The organism is Croceibacterium salegens, from assembly GCF_009827435.1.
GTDB lineage: Bacteria > Pseudomonadota > Alphaproteobacteria > Sphingomonadales > Sphingomonadaceae > Croceibacterium_B > Croceibacterium_B salegens.
In genome coordinates this window covers 56,769-73,666 of the sequence record NZ_WTYM01000057.1, presented here as the reverse complement: position 1 = coordinate 73,666, position 16,898 = coordinate 56,769, and the positions used below count along the sequence as shown (strand labels likewise).

At 66.2% G+C, this 16,898-nt stretch carries 10 protein-coding genes; 6 read left to right on the top strand and 4 right to left on the bottom strand.

The window, feature by feature from the left end; all coding sequences use genetic code 11:
* Nucleotides 1-44: 44 nt before the first annotated feature.
* Both GRI89_RS14525 and GRI89_RS17840 read right to left on the bottom strand, forming a co-directional pair.
* Nucleotides 45-1,406, bottom strand: a complete 1,362-nt coding sequence (locus GRI89_RS14525) for a putative O-glycosylation ligase, exosortase A system-associated (protein ID WP_159797207.1) — start codon at nt 1,404-1,406, stop codon at nt 45-47.
* Between the two features lies 1 nt (nt 1,407).
* Nucleotides 1,408-1,557: a hypothetical protein gene (locus GRI89_RS17840; RefSeq protein ID WP_201290946.1), complete on the bottom strand. Its 150-nt coding sequence runs from the start codon at nt 1,555-1,557 to the stop codon at nt 1,408-1,410.
* A gap of 105 nt (nt 1,558-1,662) precedes the next feature.
* On the opposite strand from GRI89_RS17840, the gene GRI89_RS14520 reads away from it, so the two are divergent.
* The 5 genes from GRI89_RS14520 (at nt 1,663) to GRI89_RS14500 (ending at nt 13,680) form a co-directional block, all read left to right on the top strand.
* Entirely contained in the window at nt 1,663-2,892 is a 1,230-nt protein-coding gene (locus tag GRI89_RS14520) for a TIGR04063 family PEP-CTERM/XrtA system glycosyltransferase (protein WP_159797345.1), read from the top strand.
* Between the two features lie 60 nt (nt 2,893-2,952).
* A complete protein-coding gene (locus GRI89_RS14515; RefSeq protein WP_235913414.1) occupies nt 2,953-4,668 on the top strand; it encodes a hypothetical protein in 1,716 nt (571 codons plus the stop codon).
* 217 nt (nt 4,669-4,885) lie between these two features.
* A complete protein-coding gene (gltB, locus tag GRI89_RS14510) occupies nt 4,886-9,538 on the top strand; it encodes a glutamate synthase large subunit (protein ID WP_159797201.1) in 4,653 nt (1,550 codons plus the stop codon).
* Between the two features lie 11 nt (nt 9,539-9,549).
* Nucleotides 9,550-10,986: a glutamate synthase subunit beta gene (locus GRI89_RS14505; protein WP_159797198.1), complete on the top strand. Its 1,437-nt coding sequence runs from the start codon at nt 9,550-9,552 to the stop codon at nt 10,984-10,986.
* Nucleotides 10,987-11,172: 186 nt separating this feature from the next.
* Entirely contained in the window at nt 11,173-13,680 is a 2,508-nt protein-coding gene (locus tag GRI89_RS14500) for a G8 domain-containing protein (RefSeq protein WP_159797195.1), read from the top strand.
* Nucleotides 13,681-13,768: 88 nt separating this feature from the next.
* Here GRI89_RS14500 and GRI89_RS14495 read toward each other — a convergent pair whose 3' ends face one another.
* A complete protein-coding gene (locus GRI89_RS14495) occupies nt 13,769-15,118 on the bottom strand; it encodes an HD-GYP domain-containing protein (protein ID WP_201290945.1) in 1,350 nt (449 codons plus the stop codon).
* A gap of 135 nt (nt 15,119-15,253) precedes the next feature.
* On the opposite strand from GRI89_RS14495, the gene GRI89_RS14490 reads away from it, so the two are divergent.
* A complete protein-coding gene (locus GRI89_RS14490; protein WP_159797189.1) occupies nt 15,254-16,174 on the top strand; it encodes a TauD/TfdA dioxygenase family protein in 921 nt (306 codons plus the stop codon).
* A 3-nt stretch (nt 16,175-16,177) separates the two neighbouring features.
* On the opposite strand, the gene GRI89_RS14485 is transcribed toward GRI89_RS14490, so the two are convergent.
* A complete protein-coding gene (locus GRI89_RS14485; protein WP_159797186.1) occupies nt 16,178-16,855 on the bottom strand; it encodes a uracil-DNA glycosylase in 678 nt (225 codons plus the stop codon).
* Nucleotides 16,856-16,898 lie beyond the last annotated feature (43 nt).

Below are 16,898 nucleotides of genomic sequence, written 5' to 3'. Positions count from 1 at the left end.
GTCAAACCTCTGTAGGAAAGTGAAAAATTTCCAACACTTGCCGATCAGGCGGGACCAGGCTCGGTTTCGCCCGGGCGCTGGAACCGCGCCTTGTCGGGCTGCCGGGTCGTGCGCCGGACATAGCTCCACAGGCCGCATTGCAGGCCCACGAGCATATAGATGAACGGCTGGAAGGCGATGCCGACGAACAGCGATCCGATCAGGTAGACTATCTGCGCCTGTTGCAGCGCCGTGGCCATGCCGCGCTGCCAGCAATCCTTCCCGTCCTCGCCGCGGCGGAACATCCAGCGGATCCGCTCCATGTGCCACACACCGAGCAGTTGCAACCAGAGCCACAGACCAAGACCGAGCCATCCCTGTTCGCCGAGCATCTCGAAGTACGACGAATGGTACGCGCGGCCTTGGTCGGTGACCTGGTCGTAGACGACGCGCACGTTCGGTGGCGTGCCCTCGCGCTTGGCGGTCCAGTAGGTGAAGCTGTTCTGACGATAGGCATCGAAGCCGCCGCCCCACGGGTTCTTCTCCACGTAGTCGAGCGTCCATTGCCACACCTGCACGCGGGTCGAGGCGCTTTCGTCGCCCTGCGTATTGGACAGGGTCTGCATCCGTTCGAGATAGCTTTGCGGCAGGAACGGAAGTGCCGCGACCAGCATCAGCGCTCCGCCGCCGGCGAGAAGGAACTTGTGCTTTGCCGTTCGCAGCATGAGCACACCGAGCACCGCGGCGCAAACGAGCCCGGTGCGCGCCGCCGTGCCGACCGGGATCAGCAGGCACGAGAGGATCAGCCCGGCCACGAAGGCCCAAACCCGCCAGTCCGGCTTGAAGATCGTGCCATGGCGGGCAAGCCACAGCGCCAGCGGAACTGTCGCGACGGCGGCCGTCGAGAGGATCGAGCCCTCGTAGAGCCCGGCGTCTTCGCGCACCAGCAGTGCCAGGGTGCCGTAGCCGCCACCTCCGAACACCGTTTTGATCCCGCCGTTGATAACAATTGTGCCGAGCGACAGGACCATGATCAGCGCGGCGGCTTCGAGCCGCAACTTGGTGCGCAGGGTCAGCGGCAGGAAGGCGGCGAAGACCAGCGCCTTCCACACCCAATCCCATTTCACCTGCGCCTCGACCGGGAAATCGGCGGCTTGCGTGGTGATGTAGCAATAAACCAGCAGCGCTACGATCAGGCCCTGTCGCAGGGTGAACCGGCTGCCTTTCTTGCTGTCGAGGAAGAGCCAGCCGCCGAAGCACGCGGCGAAGGCGATCAGCGATAACGGTATCGACTGGATGATCGTCCAACCGACTTTCTGCGGGGCGACCACGTCGATGTAGATATAGACCAGCACCCAGAAGAAGGGGCGCTTGAACCCCAGCGCGAGAAACACGCCGACGAAGGCGAGGAGGAAGAAGTCGAGCATGTTACTCGGCGCCGTCTTCGGCGGGCTCCAGCCAGGGCTTGCGCTTGAGCGGTGCATCGTCCTCACGATCGAGGTCGTTGCGCGACATCAGGCGCAGCAGCGCGACCAGCATCAGGCCGTGCGTCAGCACAAGTGTGGCCAGGTCGATCAAGACGCATCCCCGAACGCGAGCGGAGCCATGGCCGCACGCTACCCAGTCGCCTTACCTGTCCCGGGTTGACGCGCCGTTAAGCTTGTCGTGGCACAGCGTTCGGAGATGACCCGCGTCCTCCACGTCCTCGACCATTCCTTGCCGCTACACAGCGGCTACACCTTCCGCACGCGCGCCATCCTCAAGGCACAGCAGGCGGCGGGGATCGAGGTGCGCGGCGTCACCGGAATGCGCCACGCCGCAGAGGGGCCCGCCAGCGAGGACATCGACGGCCTCGCCTTCCGCCGCACGCCCGGCGCGGCCAGCGGCCCGGTGGGCCTGCGCGAGTGGCGCGAGATCGGCGCCCTGGCTCGCACCGTCGAGCAAATCGCGCGGGAGTGGCGGCCCGACGTAATCCACGCCCATTCCCCGGCGCTGTGCGGAATGGCCGCGGCCCGCGCCGCGCGGGCGCTCGACCTGCCGCTGGTCTACGAGATCCGCGCCTTCTGGGAGGATGCCGCGGTCGGTAACGGCACCTCGCGCGACGGTTCGGTCAAGTATCGTCTGACGCGCGAGCTCGAGAACCGCGCCATCGCCGCTTCCGATGCGGTTGTAACGATCTGCCAGGGCCTGCGCGGCGACCTGATGACGCGCGGGGTCGCGGCGGAAAAGATCACGGTCATGCCCAACGGCGTCGACCTGACGCTGTTCGGCGCCCCGCCGCCGCGCGACGAGGGGCTCGCCCGCGATTTGGACATCGGCGAGGGGCCAGTGATCGGCTTCATCGGCAGCTTCTACGACTACGAAGGGCTCGACGACCTGATCGACGCCATGCCCGCCCTTGTCCGGAGCCACCCTGAGGCGCGCCTGCTGCTGGTCGGCGGCGGCCCGATGGAAGCTGCGCTGAAGGCGCGCAGCGAGGCCTCGAGCGCCGCCCACGCGATCCGCTTCACGGGCCGGGTCCCGCACTCCGAGGTCGAGCGTTACTACTCTCTGTGCCAGGTCATGGCCTACCCGCGCAAGCGCAGCCGGCTGACCGACCTAGTCACGCCACTCAAGCCGCTCGAGGCGATGGTGCAGGGGCGCATCGTCGCCGCTTCCGATGTCGGCGGTCACCGCGAGCTTGTCACGGATGGGCTGACCGGCGTGCTGTTCCCCGCCGACGACCCGGTCGCCTGCGCCGCCAGGCTTGCCGCGCTGCTCGATTCTCGCGCCTACTGGGACGCCATGCGACAGGCCGGACAAGCCCACGTCGCAGCGTATCACGACTGGGCCCGCAACATTCATCGTTATCAAGACATTTACCAAGTCTTGGTAGGTGCGGCTCACCGGGGCCGTACTAGGGCGGCGGCGTGATGCCGCCTCAAACTGTAACAGGGATTGAGAGTGGCAACGAAGTCTGCCGACATGAAGCGAATGGGGAAGGGCGCCGGGTCGGCACCGGTGAGCGCGCATCCCGCGTTCCCGGCGATCGTCGCGCTCTGGTTCGCTGCTCTGCTTGGCCTTGGAAGCCTGATCCTGCCCGTGGTCCTGCTCGAACGCCTCACCGTCACCACCGGGATCGCCTCGCTGGTTCCCTCCGCCGCCCCGCCGCTCGGATTCTCCACGCGCGCCACGCTGGCGCTGGCCGCGGCGGTGATCGGCGCACTGATGGGCATCACGCTGGCGCGCAAGGTAGCACAAAGCCACGCGCTCCGGCCGAGCGAGCGCTTCGGCGACGAGGAGCCGGCCCGCCGGCCGATCTCGGCGCACGACGAGCTTGGCGAGGAAGGCCTCGGCAAATCGGACGAGGGCGGCTTCGGCAAGGCGCGGCCGCGCACTCCAGTGGTGCAGAAGCGCCGCGCACTGGCCATCGCGGACGAAGGAACGCGGAGCGAGTACCTCCTGTCGGTGTCGCTGCCGGGCCATGGCGGGCATGACGATGATTCTGCTGATGCCCCTGACGACGACGCACTTGAACTCGGCGACTTTGCCGGCCCGGGCGACGAAGCCGGCGAACAGGACTTTGCCATGACCGGCGGCAGCTTCGACGAGCCCGAAGACATCTTCGACGAGGAAGAGGTCGATTTCGCCGCCCCCGGCGAACGCCAGGAATTCAGGCCCGCGGCCCCCGCCGCGGCCGGGACGCCGGCCGTTGCCGATCCGCTCGCCGGATTCGACGACGAGCCGGACGCCGAAGAAGAAGAAGTGGAAGCGGCCGACGCCCTGCCGTTCTCCGCGCCCTCGCTGCGGCGCAAGGCACCGGTGCTTGAACTGTCGACCGAAGAAGACGATCATGTGGAAGACGACATGCCCGATTTCTCGATGCTGCAGCGCCGGGAATTCGCCCCCGAACCCGCGGCCGCGCCCGTCCCGCAGACCTTCGAGGCGGCGCCGAAACTCTCCGTCGTCGAACCCCTTGCAGCAGCGTTGGATCCCGGCGTGGACGACCGTTCGCTCGACGATCTCGGCCTGGTCCAGCTCGCCGCCCGCCTCGGCGCCTCGCTCGAGCGGCGCCGCGCCCAACGCGTCCCGCAGGGTTATGCCGTTCCCGCGCCGTGCCCGATCTTCACCGAGAAGACCGAGGACTTCTGCGCCGCTGCGGCGGACGAGGCCGCTCTCGCGCGGGCCGACTTCTTTGGCGGTAAGAAGACCGCGCACCACGACAACTTCGACGAGCCCGAATTCGGACCCGAGCCGACCACCAATCCGTTTGCCGCCCGGGCCACCATGCAGCGGGCTCTCGCCGCGCCGGAACGTGAGCCCGAACCCGAGCCCGAGCCCGAGCCTTCCAGGCTGTCGAGCTTCCGCTACGACGACGAAGCGCGGTCGGAAGACGACGAGGACGGTTCGGATTCCGAGGAAGAATACAGCTCGCTCCTCGAGATGAAGAACCCGTTCCAGCGCCAGCAGCCCGAGTTTGTCCGCATCGAGGAACCAGAGCTGGGCGATGGCGATTTCGAGGCCACCGTGACCTTCCCTGCCCGCAAGCCTGTTGCCGAAGCGGAAGAAGCGCCTGCCGGCGAAGCAGCGCGGCCCTTCGATCCCCCTCCGGGGGTCAAGCCCAAGGGTGCGCCGCGCAACCACGACGACGCCGAACGCGAGCTTCGCGCCGCGCTCGAAACGCTTCAGCGCATGAGCGGCGCCGCCTGAAATCCCCCACCTTCCGGCGTGCCCGGCAGCTAACCCATTGAACACCCGTCCCGGAGCGCCGGAACGGGCGTTCACGCTTGCAAAAGCAGCTTCATGTCGCCAAGGGAGAACTTCGCGACATTTTCGGAAGCAGTCGGTATGAGAGGATCGGCCTTCGTTGCGGCGCTCGCCGCCTCGAAGTTCGCTTCGCTGACTGAAAAAGACTGAAGAAAGAGGAATGACGAGTTTGGTTGAGTTTCCCGCGCCCCAGGGCCTATACGATCCGCGCAACGAGCATGATTCCTGCGGAGTGGGCTTTGTCGCCCACATCAAGGGACAGAAATCGCACGCGATCGTCAGCCAGGCGCTGGAGATTCTCGCCAACCTCGATCACCGGGGCGCCGTCGGCGCCGACCCGTTGCTGGGCGACGGCGCCGGCATCCTCATGCAGATCCCCGATCCGCTCTATCGCCGCTGGGCCGAGGGCGAGGGGCTGACCCTTCCGCCGGAAGGCGATTACGCCGTGGCGATGTGCTTCTTGCCGCAGGACGACGATGCACGCGAATTCATCTGCGGTCAGTTCGAAAAGTTCGTCGCCAAGGAAGGCCAGCACCTGATCGGCTGGCGCGACGTCCCGACGACCGAGGACGGGCTCGGCAAGGCGGTGCTCGCCTCGATGCCAATGATCCGTCAGTGTTTCATCGGCCGCGGCGACAACTGCGAGGACCAGGACGCCTTCGAGCGCAAGCTCATCGTCATCCGCAAGCAGACCCAGAACCCGCTCAAGGAACTGGCCACGAAGAAGGGCATGCCGGCGATCGAGAAGCTCTACATGCCGAGCTTCTCCAGCCGCACCGTCGTCTACAAGGGCCTGCTGCTGGCGACCCAGGTCGGCAGTTTCTACGACGACCTCCGCGATCCCGACTGCGTCTCGGCGCTCGGCCTCGTGCACCAGCGCTTCTCGACCAACACTTTCCCGAGCTGGAGGCTGGCGCAGCCGTTCCGGCTGATCGCGCACAACGGCGAGATCAACACCGTGCGCGGCAACGTCAACTGGATGAACGCTCGCCGCCGGACGATGGAATCCGAGCTGCTCGGGCCGGACCTCGACAAGCTCTGGCCGATCGTGCCGCACGGGCAATCGGACACCGCGTGCCTCGACAACGCGCTCGAGCTGCTGCTGCTTGGCGGATACTCGCTCGCCCACGCGATGATGATGCTCATCCCGGAAGCCTGGGCGCGCAACCCGCTGATGGATCCGGCACGCAAGGCGTTCTACGAATACCACGCCGCGCTGATGGAGCCGTGGGACGGCCCCGCCGCAGTGGCCTTCACCGATGGCCGCCAGATCGCCGCGACGCTCGACCGCAACGGCCTTCGGCCCGCGCGCTTCTGCGTCACCCGCGACGACCTGTGCATCCTCGCCTCCGAATCCGGCGTCCTGCCGGTGCGCGAGGCCGACATCGTGCGAAAGTGGCGCCTGCAACCGGGCCGCATGCTGCTGATCGACCTCGAGGAAGGCCGCATCATCGAGGACGAGGAGCTCAAGGCCGAGCTCGCCAACGCCGAGCCCTACGCCAAGTGGCTCGCGCAGGCGCAGTACAAACTCAAGGACCTCGAAGCGATCGAGACCGACCACGAGGCCGTTCGCGAGCACGAGGTCAGCCTGCTCGATAGGCAGCAGGCCTTCGGTTACACGCAAGAGGACCTGACCAAGTTCCTCGAACCGATGGCGCAGGACGGCGACGACCCGATCGGATCGATGGGCACCGACACGCCGCTCGCCGTGCTGTCCGACCGCAGCCGCCTGCTCTACGACTACTTCAAGCAGAACTTCGCGCAGGTCACCAACCCGCCGATCGACCCGATCCGCGAGGAGCTGGTGATGAGCCTGCTGTCGATGATCGGGCCGCGCCCGAACCTTCTCGGGCACGAGGCAGGGACGCACAAGCGGCTCGAGGTCGAGCAGCCGATCCTGACCAATACCGACATGGAGAAGATCCGCTCAGTCGAAAGCTCGCTCGACGGCGCCTTCCGGACCGAGACGATCGACATGACCTGGGACGCCGCGAGCGGGGCCGAAGGCCTCGAAATGGCGATCAAGGAGATGTGCTGGACGGCTACCGAGGCGGTGCTGCAGGACAAGAACATCCTGATCCTGTCCGACCGCGCGCAAGGTCCCGATCGCATCCCGATGCCGGCGCTGCTGGCGACCGCGGCGGTGCACCACCACCTCGTCCGCCAGGGCCTGCGCATGCAGACCGGGCTCGTCGTCGAAACCGGTGAAGCGCGCGAAGTGCACCACTTCTGCGTGCTCGCGGGCTACGGCGCCGAGGCTATCAACCCCTATCTCGCGTTCGAGACCATAGAGCACCTCAGGGCCGAGAAGTTCCCCCAGATCGACGCCAAGGTGGTCGCCAAGAACTACATCAAGGCGGTTGGCAAGGGCATCCAGAAGGTCATGTCCAAGATGGGCATCTCGACCTACCAGTCGTACTGCGGGGCGCAGATTTTTGATGCGGTCGGACTGTCGAGTGCCTTCGTCGAGAAGTACTTCACCGGCACAGCGACGACCATCGAGGGCGCAGGTCTCAAGGAGATCGCCGAGGAAACCGTGCGCCGCCATGCCGCGGCGTTCGGCGACAACCCGATCTACGAAAACATGCTCGATGTCGGCGGCATCTACCAGTTCCGCCTGCGTGGCGAGGACCATGCATGGACCCCGACCAGCGTCGCCAGCCTTCAGCACGCGGTCCGCGGCAACCGCTTCAAGGACTACCAGGAGTTCGCGAAGTCGATCAACGAGCAGTCCGAACGGCTGCTGACCATCCGCGGGCTGATGGAGCTCAAGAAGGCTGATAAGCCGCTCGACATCTCCGAGGTCGAATCCGCCGAGGATATCGTCAAGCGCTTCAGCACCGGGGCGATGAGCTTCGGGTCGATCAGCCGCGAGGCGCATACCACGCTGGCCATCGCCATGAACCGCATCGGCGGCCGCTCGAACACCGGCGAAGGCGGCGAGGAACCCGACCGCTTCGAACCGCTGCCCAACGGCGATTCGATGCGCAGCCGGATCAAGCAGGTCGCTTCGGGCCGGTTCGGCGTGACCACCGAATACCTCGTCAATTCGGACGACATCCAGATCAAGATGGCGCAGGGCGCGAAGCCCGGCGAAGGCGGCCAGCTGCCCGGCCACAAGGTCGACAAGGTGATCGGCAAGGTCCGGCACTCGACCCCCGGCGTGGGCCTGATCTCGCCGCCGCCGCACCACGACATCTATTCGATCGAGGATCTCGCGCAGCTCATTCACGACCTCAAGAACGTGAACCCGGTGGCGCGCATCTCGGTCAAGCTGGTGTCCGAAGTCGGCGTCGGCACGGTTGCCGCAGGCGTCTCCAAGGCGCGCGCCGATCACGTCACGATCTCCGGCTACGAGGGTGGCACCGGCGCTTCGCCGCTGACCTCGCTGACCCATGCGGGTAGCCCGTGGGAAATCGGCTTGGCCGAAACCCAGCAGACGCTGCTGCTCAACGACCTGCGCAGCCGCATCGCGGTGCAAGTCGACGGCGGCATCCGCACCGGGCGCGACGTCGCCATCGGCGCGCTGCTCGGGGCCGACGAGTTCGGCTTTGCCACCGCTCCGCTGATCGCCGCTGGCTGCATCATGATGCGCAAGTGCCACCTCAACACCTGCCCGGTGGGCGTGGCGACTCAAAACCCGGAGCTGCGCAAGCGCTTCACCGGCCAGCCCGAGCACGTCATCAACTACTTCTTCTTCGTCGCGGAAGAACTGCGCCAGGTCATGGCCGAGATGGGCTTCCGCACCGTCGAGGAGATGATCGGCCGGGTCGACCGGATCGACATGCGCCACGCGATCAAGCAGTGGAAGGCGCGCGGGGTCGATCTGTCGCGCATTCTCGCGCAGGTCGAGATCCCCGCCGGAAAGGCGCTGTTCCACACCGAGGAGCAGGACCACGGCCTCGCCGCAGCGCTCGACAACGACTTGATCGAAGCGGCCGCACCGGCGATCGATAACGGCGAGGCGCTGGTGCTCGAACGCGAGATCCGCAACGTCAACCGCACCGTCGGCGCCATGCTCTCGGGCGAGATCGCCAAGAAGTACGGCCACGCCGGTCTCAAGCCGGACACGCTGCGCATCAACTTCACCGGAGTCGCCGGTCAGAGCTTTGGCGCCTGGCTCGCTCACGGCGTCACGCTCGACCTGACCGGCGATGCCAACGACTACGTCGGCAAGGGCCTCTCGGGCGGCCGCATCGTCGTGCGCCAGCCCGCCGGGATCGACCGCGAGGCGACCGAAAACATCATCGTCGGCAACACCGTGCTCTACGGCGCGATTTCCGGCGAGGCCTTCCTCGGCGGCGTCGCCGGCGAACGCTTCGCCGTCCGCAACTCGGGCGCCGTCGCGGTGGTCGAGGGCACTGGAGACCACGGATGCGAATACATGACCGGCGGCGTCGTCTGCGTTCTCGGCAAGACCGGCCGCAACTTCGCCGCGGGCATGAGCGGGGGCGTCGCTTACGTCTACGACGGGGACGGCCAGTTCAATCAATTGTGCAACCTCTCGCAGGTCGACTTGGAGCCGATTTCGGCCGAGCCCGACGAAGATGAAGGCACCGGCCGCCCGCAGCAACGCAGCCGCAGCGTCGAGGACATGGGCATGGGCGACATGCTCCGCCACGACGCCGAGCGCCTGCGCATCCTGATCGAGCGCCACAAGCTGCACACCGGCTCCAAGCGCGCCGCCGCCCTGCTCAACGACTGGGAGAACACACTGAAAAAGTTCGTGAAAGTTATGCCGCGCGATTACGCCAAGGCACTCAAGCAACTCGAGGCCGAGCGCGACGAAGCCGCCTCGGTCGCGGCTGAGTAGGAGCGCGAGCGATGGGCAAGGAAACCGGCTTTCTCGAACTCGACCGCAAGGATCGCACCTACGCCGATCCCAAGGAGCGGATCAGCCACTACAAGGAATTCGTGATTCCGCATGCGGATGAAGCGCTTCAAAAGCAGGCTTCACGGTGCATGAACTGTGGAATCCCGTACTGTCACAACGGCTGTCCGGTGAACAACATCATCCCGGACTGGAACCACCTCGTCTACGAGGGCGACTGGAAGAACGCGCTCGAAGTCCTGCATTCGACCAACAACTTTCCCGAATTCACCGGCCGCATCTGCCCCGCCCCGTGCGAGGCGAGCTGCACCTTGAACATCATCGACCAGCCGGTGACCATCAAGTCGATCGAGTGCGCCATCGTCGACCGCGGCTGGAAGGAAGGCTGGATCAAGCCCGACGTGCCCGCGGAAAAGACCGGCAAGCGCGTTGCCGTGGTCGGCAGCGGTCCGGCGGGCCTTGCCTGCGCCCAGCAGCTTGCCCGCGCCGGCCATTCGGTGACGGTGTTCGAGAAGAGCGACCGCGTCGGCGGCCTGCTCCGCTACGGCATTCCCGACTTCAAGATGGAAAAGCACCTCATCAACCGCCGTGCCGTGCAGATGGAAGCCGAAGGCGTGACCTTCCGCACCAGCACCGAAGTCGGGGTCGATGTCTCGCTCAAGTCGCTCAAGGAAAACTTCGACGCGCTGGTCCTGGCCGGTGGCGCCGAAGAGGCCCGCCCGCTCGACATTCCCGGAGCCGAGCTGCCCGGAGTGCGGCTGGCGATGGAGTTCCTCACCCAGCAGAACAAGCGCAATGCCGGCGACGACGAAGTCCGCGCCGCGCCGCGCGGCTCGCTCACCGCGACGGGCAAGGACGTGATCGTGATTGGCGGCGGCGACACCGGCAGCGACTGCGTGGGCACCTCCAACCGCCAGGGCGCGAAATCGGTCACCCAGATCGAGATCATGCCCAAGCCGCCCGAGATGGAAGACAAGATGCTCACCTGGCCGGACTGGCCGATGAAGCTGCGCACCTCGTCGAGCCACGAAGAGGGCGTCGAGCGCGACTGGGCGGTCCTGACCAAGGAAGTGATCGGCGAGAACGGCAAGGTCACCGGCCTCAAGTGCGTCCGCGCCGACTGGTCGAAGGGCAAGCTGGAAGAGGTTCCGGGCAGCGAATTCGTCCTCCCGGCGGACCTGATCCTGCTGGCAATGGGCTTCATCGGTCCGAAAAAGACCGGGATGATCGACCAGACCAACGTCAAGCTGACCGAGCGCGGTAACGTCGATGCGAATACCGACGACTATCGGACGAGCGAGGACATGCTCTTCGCCTGCGGCGACATGCGGCGCGGCCAGAGCCTCGTGGTCTGGGCGATCCGCGAAGGCCGCCAGTGCGCGCGTTCGGTAGACGAAGCGCTGATGGGAACGACCCAACTGCCGCGCTAGGCCAGACGAATTGCGGATGAGAGTGCGACGCGGAAGGTTCGAAGAGAACCTTCCGTCAAACCGGGCTTTCCTGCGCGGATTTGAGTCTTTCCGGCCCCTTCTACTTGGCAAAACGGCCCGTCCGATGCAGAATTTCGGACAAAGCCGATAAGCGGGACTCAAAAGTCCCGGTGGAGGGGAAACTTGATGCGCAAGCATAGCCTGTACCATTTCGCCCTGGCCGCTGCCGCGACCCTGATGCTCGCCGCACCTTCCAGTGCCTCTGCACAATCGCTGTGGTCCGATCCGGGCACATGGCCTTCGGGCAAGGTCCCGAAGGCAGGCGACGCTGTCGAGATCGCCCGCGACATGGATGTCGTGCTCGACGTCGATGCCCCGGCGCTGCGCAGCCTGACCATCCAGGGCAAGCTGAGCTTTTCCGACAAGCGCGACATCAGCCTCGAATCCGAATGGATCTATGTCCCCGGCGGCGAGCTGCAGATCGGCACAGAGGCCAAGCCCTACACCCACCAGGCCTCGATCACGCTGACCGACAACGTGCCGGGTGAAGACATCAACACGATGGGCGATCGCGGCATCCTGCTCATGCGCGGCACGCTCAACCTCCACGGCGATCGCGACCACACGTGGACCAAGCTTGCGAAGACCGCCAAGGCGGGCAGCACGAGCATCAAGGTCCTCGACGCCGGCGAGTGGCGCAAGGGCGACGAGATCGTCCTAGCCTCGACCGACTTCGATCCGCGCCAGGCCGAGCGCCGGACGATCACCGCCGTCAACGGCAATGCGCTCACCCTCGACCGGCCTCTGCAATACATGCACTTCGGCGAGATCACCTTCGGCGTCGACGAGCGCGGCGAGGTCGGCATGCTGACCCGGAACATCCGCATCCAGGCCTCGAGGGATTCGGAGCAGACCTACTTCGGCGGACACATCATGGCGATGGCCGGAGCCAAGCTCTACGTCGACAGCGTCGAGCTCTCGCGCATGGGCCAGCACCTGCACCTTGCGCGCTATCCGCTCCACTTCCACGTGCTGGGGGAGGGTGCGGGCATGTATGTCCGCAATGCGGCGATCCATGACACCTTCAGCCGCTGCGTGACCGTCCACGGCACCAACAATCTCGAGATCGAGAATAACGTCACCTTCAACACCGTGGGTCACTGCTTCTTCATGGAAGACGGGATCGAGCACGGTAACCAGTTCGTCCACAACCTCGCCATGCAGACCAAGTGCCATCCGACCCTGCCGTGCCAGCCGACCAACCTCGGAATACCGAGCGAACGCGTGGCGAACGGCCAGGATTCCAAGGACATCCTGATCCCTTCGGACAACACGGCGGCAAGCTTCTGGATCACCAATCCGGCAAACGACTACATCGACAACGTCGCCGCGGGTTCGGACTCGAACGGCTTCTGGATGTCGTTGCCCGAGCATCCGACGGGCGCGTTCGAAGGCTCGGAAGTCAGCAAGGCGACCTGGCCGCGCCGCACTCCGATGGGACAGTTCAGGGGCAATGTCGCCCACTCGAACTACGACGGGTTCATGTTCGATCGCAACGTCGCGCCCGACGGCAAGTTCGGCGTGACCGGCACCGTCTATATCCCGCGCAAGGATCCCAACGATCCGACCAGCACGCCGCTGATCAATCTCTACGCGGACCTGACCGCCTACAAGAACCGCAATGGCGGGCTGTGGATGCGCGGCGAGGAAACCATCTTTCATAACCTGCACGCGGCCGACAACGCGATCGGCATGACCTTCGCCTCGGGTCTCGGCGGCGGTTCCACCTTCACCTCTAAGACGATCGATTCGCTGTTCGTGGGCGAAACCGATAATATCGGAAATCCCCGGACGGAGGCGGAGAAAGCCTATGGCCGCAGCCTGCCCAAGCCGCAGGTCCCCGACTATCCCATCCGCGGCTACGAATATTACGACAACATCCACGAGCTGGCGAACACCACGTTCGTCAACTTCACCGACAACGACCTGCGAAAGACCGGGGCGCTTTCGTACCTGCTCTTCACCAGCTTCGGGATGAGCGTCGAAAACTCGGCGCGGGGCCTGAAGTTCGTCGACGCCAAGCCGGTCTACTTCCCCCCGCGGACGGAGAGATGGGCCAGCGACTACGGCACCAGCGCCGCCTTCCTGACTGCGGCCATCCACGACCTCGACGGCTCGACCAGCGGCGTCCCCGACACCTACATCGTCATCGACAACGGCATCGCCAACGACGACGAGGCATGCGAGGCGCGGCCGACCTGGGGCGCGGCGGTGTGCAAGGGCGATTATGGCCGGCTCACTCTCGGCGGCGGTTTCAACTTCGGCGGCGGTCCGGCTGAAGACCCGGTTACGCTGAGCCGCAACGGCCGGACCTTCGATTACCGCGGACAGACCACGATCCGCAGCGGGGTGGAGCTGACCGTCGACACCGCCAAGGAATCGCTGCCGCTGCGGCTTTCGTCGATGGACGAGGATTCGTGGGTGCTGCTCAAGCTGAACGGCTTCACCAGCGCCGACGCGGGCAAGCAGCAGCCAAACATGGCCGCCCTGCGCGCGGCCAGGGAGATGTCGTACTTCAAGGACGGCGAAGCGCTGTGGATCAAGCTGTTCGAAGCCGGCCCGCCGCCCGCCGGCAGCACGCCCTTCAACATCCCGCCCACGGTGACCGTGAGCAAGACGGGCCTAGGCGGCTGAGGCCAACCGGGCCGCTGGCGGGGAAGAACACAGGCTGGGTGTGGAGCGGCCTTGCCGCCGGCTGTCTGAAGCCCCGCAGTGACTGCCGCTATGCGACAATTTCGCGCAGCGCCTCGAAGCCGCGCGGGTCGATCGCCGTGCCGACTTCGCGCTCCATGATCGCCAGCGCCTCGGCCGGCGCCATCGCCTCGCGGTAGGGCCGCTCGGCAGAGAGCGCGTCATAGAAGTCGCACAAGGTGATGATGCGCGTCTCATGGCTGATCGTCTGTTCGTCGAGCCCGAGCGGGTAGCCGAACCCGTCGAGCCGCTCGTGGTGTGCCGCCGCGATCGGGGCCAGGTCGGCGAAGGCGCCGATCCGCCCGAGGATCGCCTGCGTATGGACCGCATGGCTGCGCATCACTTCCCACTCGGCGTCGTCGAGCTTGCCGGGCTTTTCGAGGATCGCGCTCGACACACCAAGCTTGCCGACGTCGTGCAGCGTGGCCGCGCGCTTGAGCCGACGCAACCGCCCCGGCAGCACGCCGAGTCGTTGGCCGAGTTGCTCGGAATAGGCGGCAACGCGCTGCGAGTGCCCGGCCGTGTAAGGGCTCTTGGCGTCGACCACCTTGCCGAACGCGGCGGTGATCGCGTCGAGATAGTCTTCGTCGACCTCCTCTTCGAGATCGGGCGCCATGGCAGCGACCTGCATTTCGAGACTGGCGGATTCGAGCCGCGCCCAGAAGCGCGGGGTGCCGGCGAGTCGGGCGAAGGAGCGACAAAGCTCGGGGTCGAGCCATGTGCCGGAACGCAGCGCCACTTCCGTGCAGGCGGCGATTGGGCCGGCCGCGGTGTGGAACACGTCGGCAATCTGCGCCAGCAGCGCGCAGCGCGAGGCGAGGGGGATGGCATCGCCTCTCAGGTGCCCCGGCCGGCCCGATCCGTCCCAGCGCTCGTCGAGGTGGTAGATGCCCTGCGCCACGTCTTCGCCGAATCGCAGTTCGCGGGCGATATCGGCACCGCGCGTGCAGCGCGTCTCGATCATTTCCTGGGCGATGGCCTCGCCGTTCCGGAGGATGTGAGCGATCGCCTTGACCCGCGCCCTGAGCGGGGCGCCGCGCGCGGTGTTCTCGAACACGAACTCGAGCGTCGACTTGAGGCCCGGCGCGACCGTCTTCCACCGGTTCTTGAAGGCGAGATCGTCGGCCCGATAGAGTTCGTGAATCCGCGCCGCGTTGCTGCTGCAGCCGAGGTCCTTGAGCAGGGTGGCATAGTAGACCGTCGCCCAGTCGTCGCCCGACAGCCCGATTTCGCGCGCCAGTTCGCCGGCGATGTAGCAGGCGCGGATCGAGAGGCCCTGCGGCTGGCCTTCGGTGAGGTCGAGCGCATAGCTGAAGGCCGCAACGACCTCCGATCGGCAAACCGTGGCAACGCGCCGTTCAAGCATCAATTCGTGCCGCATGCGGCAAGGCTATCGGAAAACCCTTGCGGCCACGCGCAGACACGCGGTTAAATTGGGGTTTCCGCGGGGACGGATGCTTTCCTCGCGAAGACAATCGCGGCTATGCCTGCCGTGAGACTGGGGAGAGGAAATTCAATGCAAGTCAGCCCCTTGCACCCGCTGTTCGCCGCCGAACTCGTCGGCGCCGATCTCTCGTTGCCCCCTGACGCGGAACTGGTCCGAACGGTCGAGGATGCGATGGCGCGCTACGGCGTGCTGGCGATCCGCGACGCCGAGATTTCCGACGAGCAACAGAAGGACTTCAGCCGCGCGTTCGGCCCGCTGGAACTGCCCAGCCGCGTGAAGGGCGCGTCGCGTCCCGTCGGCACCCGCCACTACACGCCCGGCATCTTCCATGCCGGCAACCTCGACCACAACGACGAGGTCATCCCCTACGGCTCGGACCCGAAAAGCCTCGCCAAGGGCGCCGAGCGGTTCCACACCGATTCGAGCTTTCACACCATGCCGACCAAGTGGTCGCTGCTGCACGGAGTCGAGACCCCGCCGCCGAGCGTGGGCGGCGATACCTGGTTCGTCGACGCGCGCGCCGCCTACGACGACCTGTCCGAGACCATGAAGGCAAGGATCGAAAACCTCGTCGGTCTTCACGACTTCTGGGAGGGTCGCAAGCTCGCCGGATTCAAGGCCGAGATCACGCCGGATATGCGGCTGGTCATCCCCTTCCCGACGGTCCGGCACCCGCTGGTCCGGACCATGCCCTACGGGCGCAAGGCGTTGTATATCGGCGGACATTGTTTCGGGATCGAGGGCATGGACCTGGACGAAGGGCTGGCGCTGGTCGAGGAGCTCTACGCCCATGCTACGCAGGAGAAGTACATATACCGGCACCAATGGCGGCGGTGGGACCTGGTGATCTGGGACAACCGCTCCACCATGCACGCCGCCACGCCGCTGCTCTCCGACGAGTATCGCCGCGACATGCGCCGCACGACGATCAACGAGAGCGGGCCGGAAACCAGCGCCTACGAATGGATGGGTCTCGGCGAAGCGGCCTGACGCCTACCAGTCGATCGCGCCGCGACCGTTGGCTTCGAGGAAGGCGTTGGCCTGGCTGAAAGGCTTCGACCCGAAGAAGCCCGAATGCGCCGAGAGCGGGCTCGGGTGCGCGCTGGTCAGCACCAGATGCCGTCCGCCCGCAGCGAGGTCGGGCAGTTTCTGCGCCTTCTTGCGCGCGTGGTTGCCCCACAGGATGAACACGCTCGGCACCTCGCGCGCGGCAACGGCGGCTACCGCCGCATCGGTAATCGCGTCCCAGCCGCGCCCGGCATGGCTGCCGGCCTGCCCGGCCTCGACGGTCAGCGAGTTGTTGAGCAGCAGCACGCCCTGCCGCGCCCAGTGTTCGAGATTGCCGTCGGGCCTCGGCGCGATGCCGAGGTCGCTGTTCAGTTCCTTGTAGATGTTGACCAGCGACGGCGGGATCCGCACGCCGTCGGGGACCGAAAACGACAACCCATGCGCCTGACCCGGCCCGTGGTACGGATCCTGCCCAAGGATGACGACCTTGACCTTTTCGAGCGGAGTCAGCTCGAGCGCCCGCAGGCGCATCCCGCGGGGCGGGTAGATAGTCTTGCCGGCCGCCTCCTGCTCCCGCAGCCAGCCGCCGAGCCGCCGGCTCTCGGGCAGGGCCAGCACCGGGTCGAGTGCGCCGCGCCAGGAATCTGGGACTGTATCCGCCATGCACCGGCCATAGCCTGCCCGGCGCGCCCGCTCCACGCGGTGC

Excerpts from the sequence above, each read along its gene's own strand:
- GRI89_RS14525 (WP_159797207.1), bottom strand. The coding sequence starts at position 1,406 with ATGCTCGACTTCTTCCTCCTCGCCTTCGTCGGCGTGTTTCTCGCGCTG.
- GRI89_RS14520 (WP_159797345.1), top strand. The coding sequence starts at position 1,663 with ATGACCCGCGTCCTCCACGTCCTCGACCATTCCTTGCCGCTACACAGC.
- GRI89_RS14515 (WP_235913414.1), top strand. The coding sequence starts at position 2,953 with ATGGGGAAGGGCGCCGGGTCGGCACCGGTGAGCGCGCATCCCGCGTTC.
- gltB (WP_159797201.1), top strand. The coding sequence starts at position 4,886 with ATGACGAGTTTGGTTGAGTTTCCCGCGCCCCAGGGCCTATACGATCCG.
- GRI89_RS14505 (WP_159797198.1), top strand. The coding sequence starts at position 9,550 with ATGGGCAAGGAAACCGGCTTTCTCGAACTCGACCGCAAGGATCGCACC.
- GRI89_RS14500 (WP_159797195.1), top strand. The coding sequence starts at position 11,173 with ATGCGCAAGCATAGCCTGTACCATTTCGCCCTGGCCGCTGCCGCGACC.
- GRI89_RS14495 (WP_201290945.1), bottom strand. The coding sequence starts at position 15,118 with ATGCGGCACGAATTGATGCTTGAACGGCGCGTTGCCACGGTTTGCCGA.
- GRI89_RS14490 (WP_159797189.1), top strand. The coding sequence starts at position 15,254 with ATGCAAGTCAGCCCCTTGCACCCGCTGTTCGCCGCCGAACTCGTCGGC.
- GRI89_RS14485 (WP_159797186.1), bottom strand. The coding sequence starts at position 16,855 with ATGGCGGATACAGTCCCAGATTCCTGGCGCGGCGCACTCGACCCGGTG.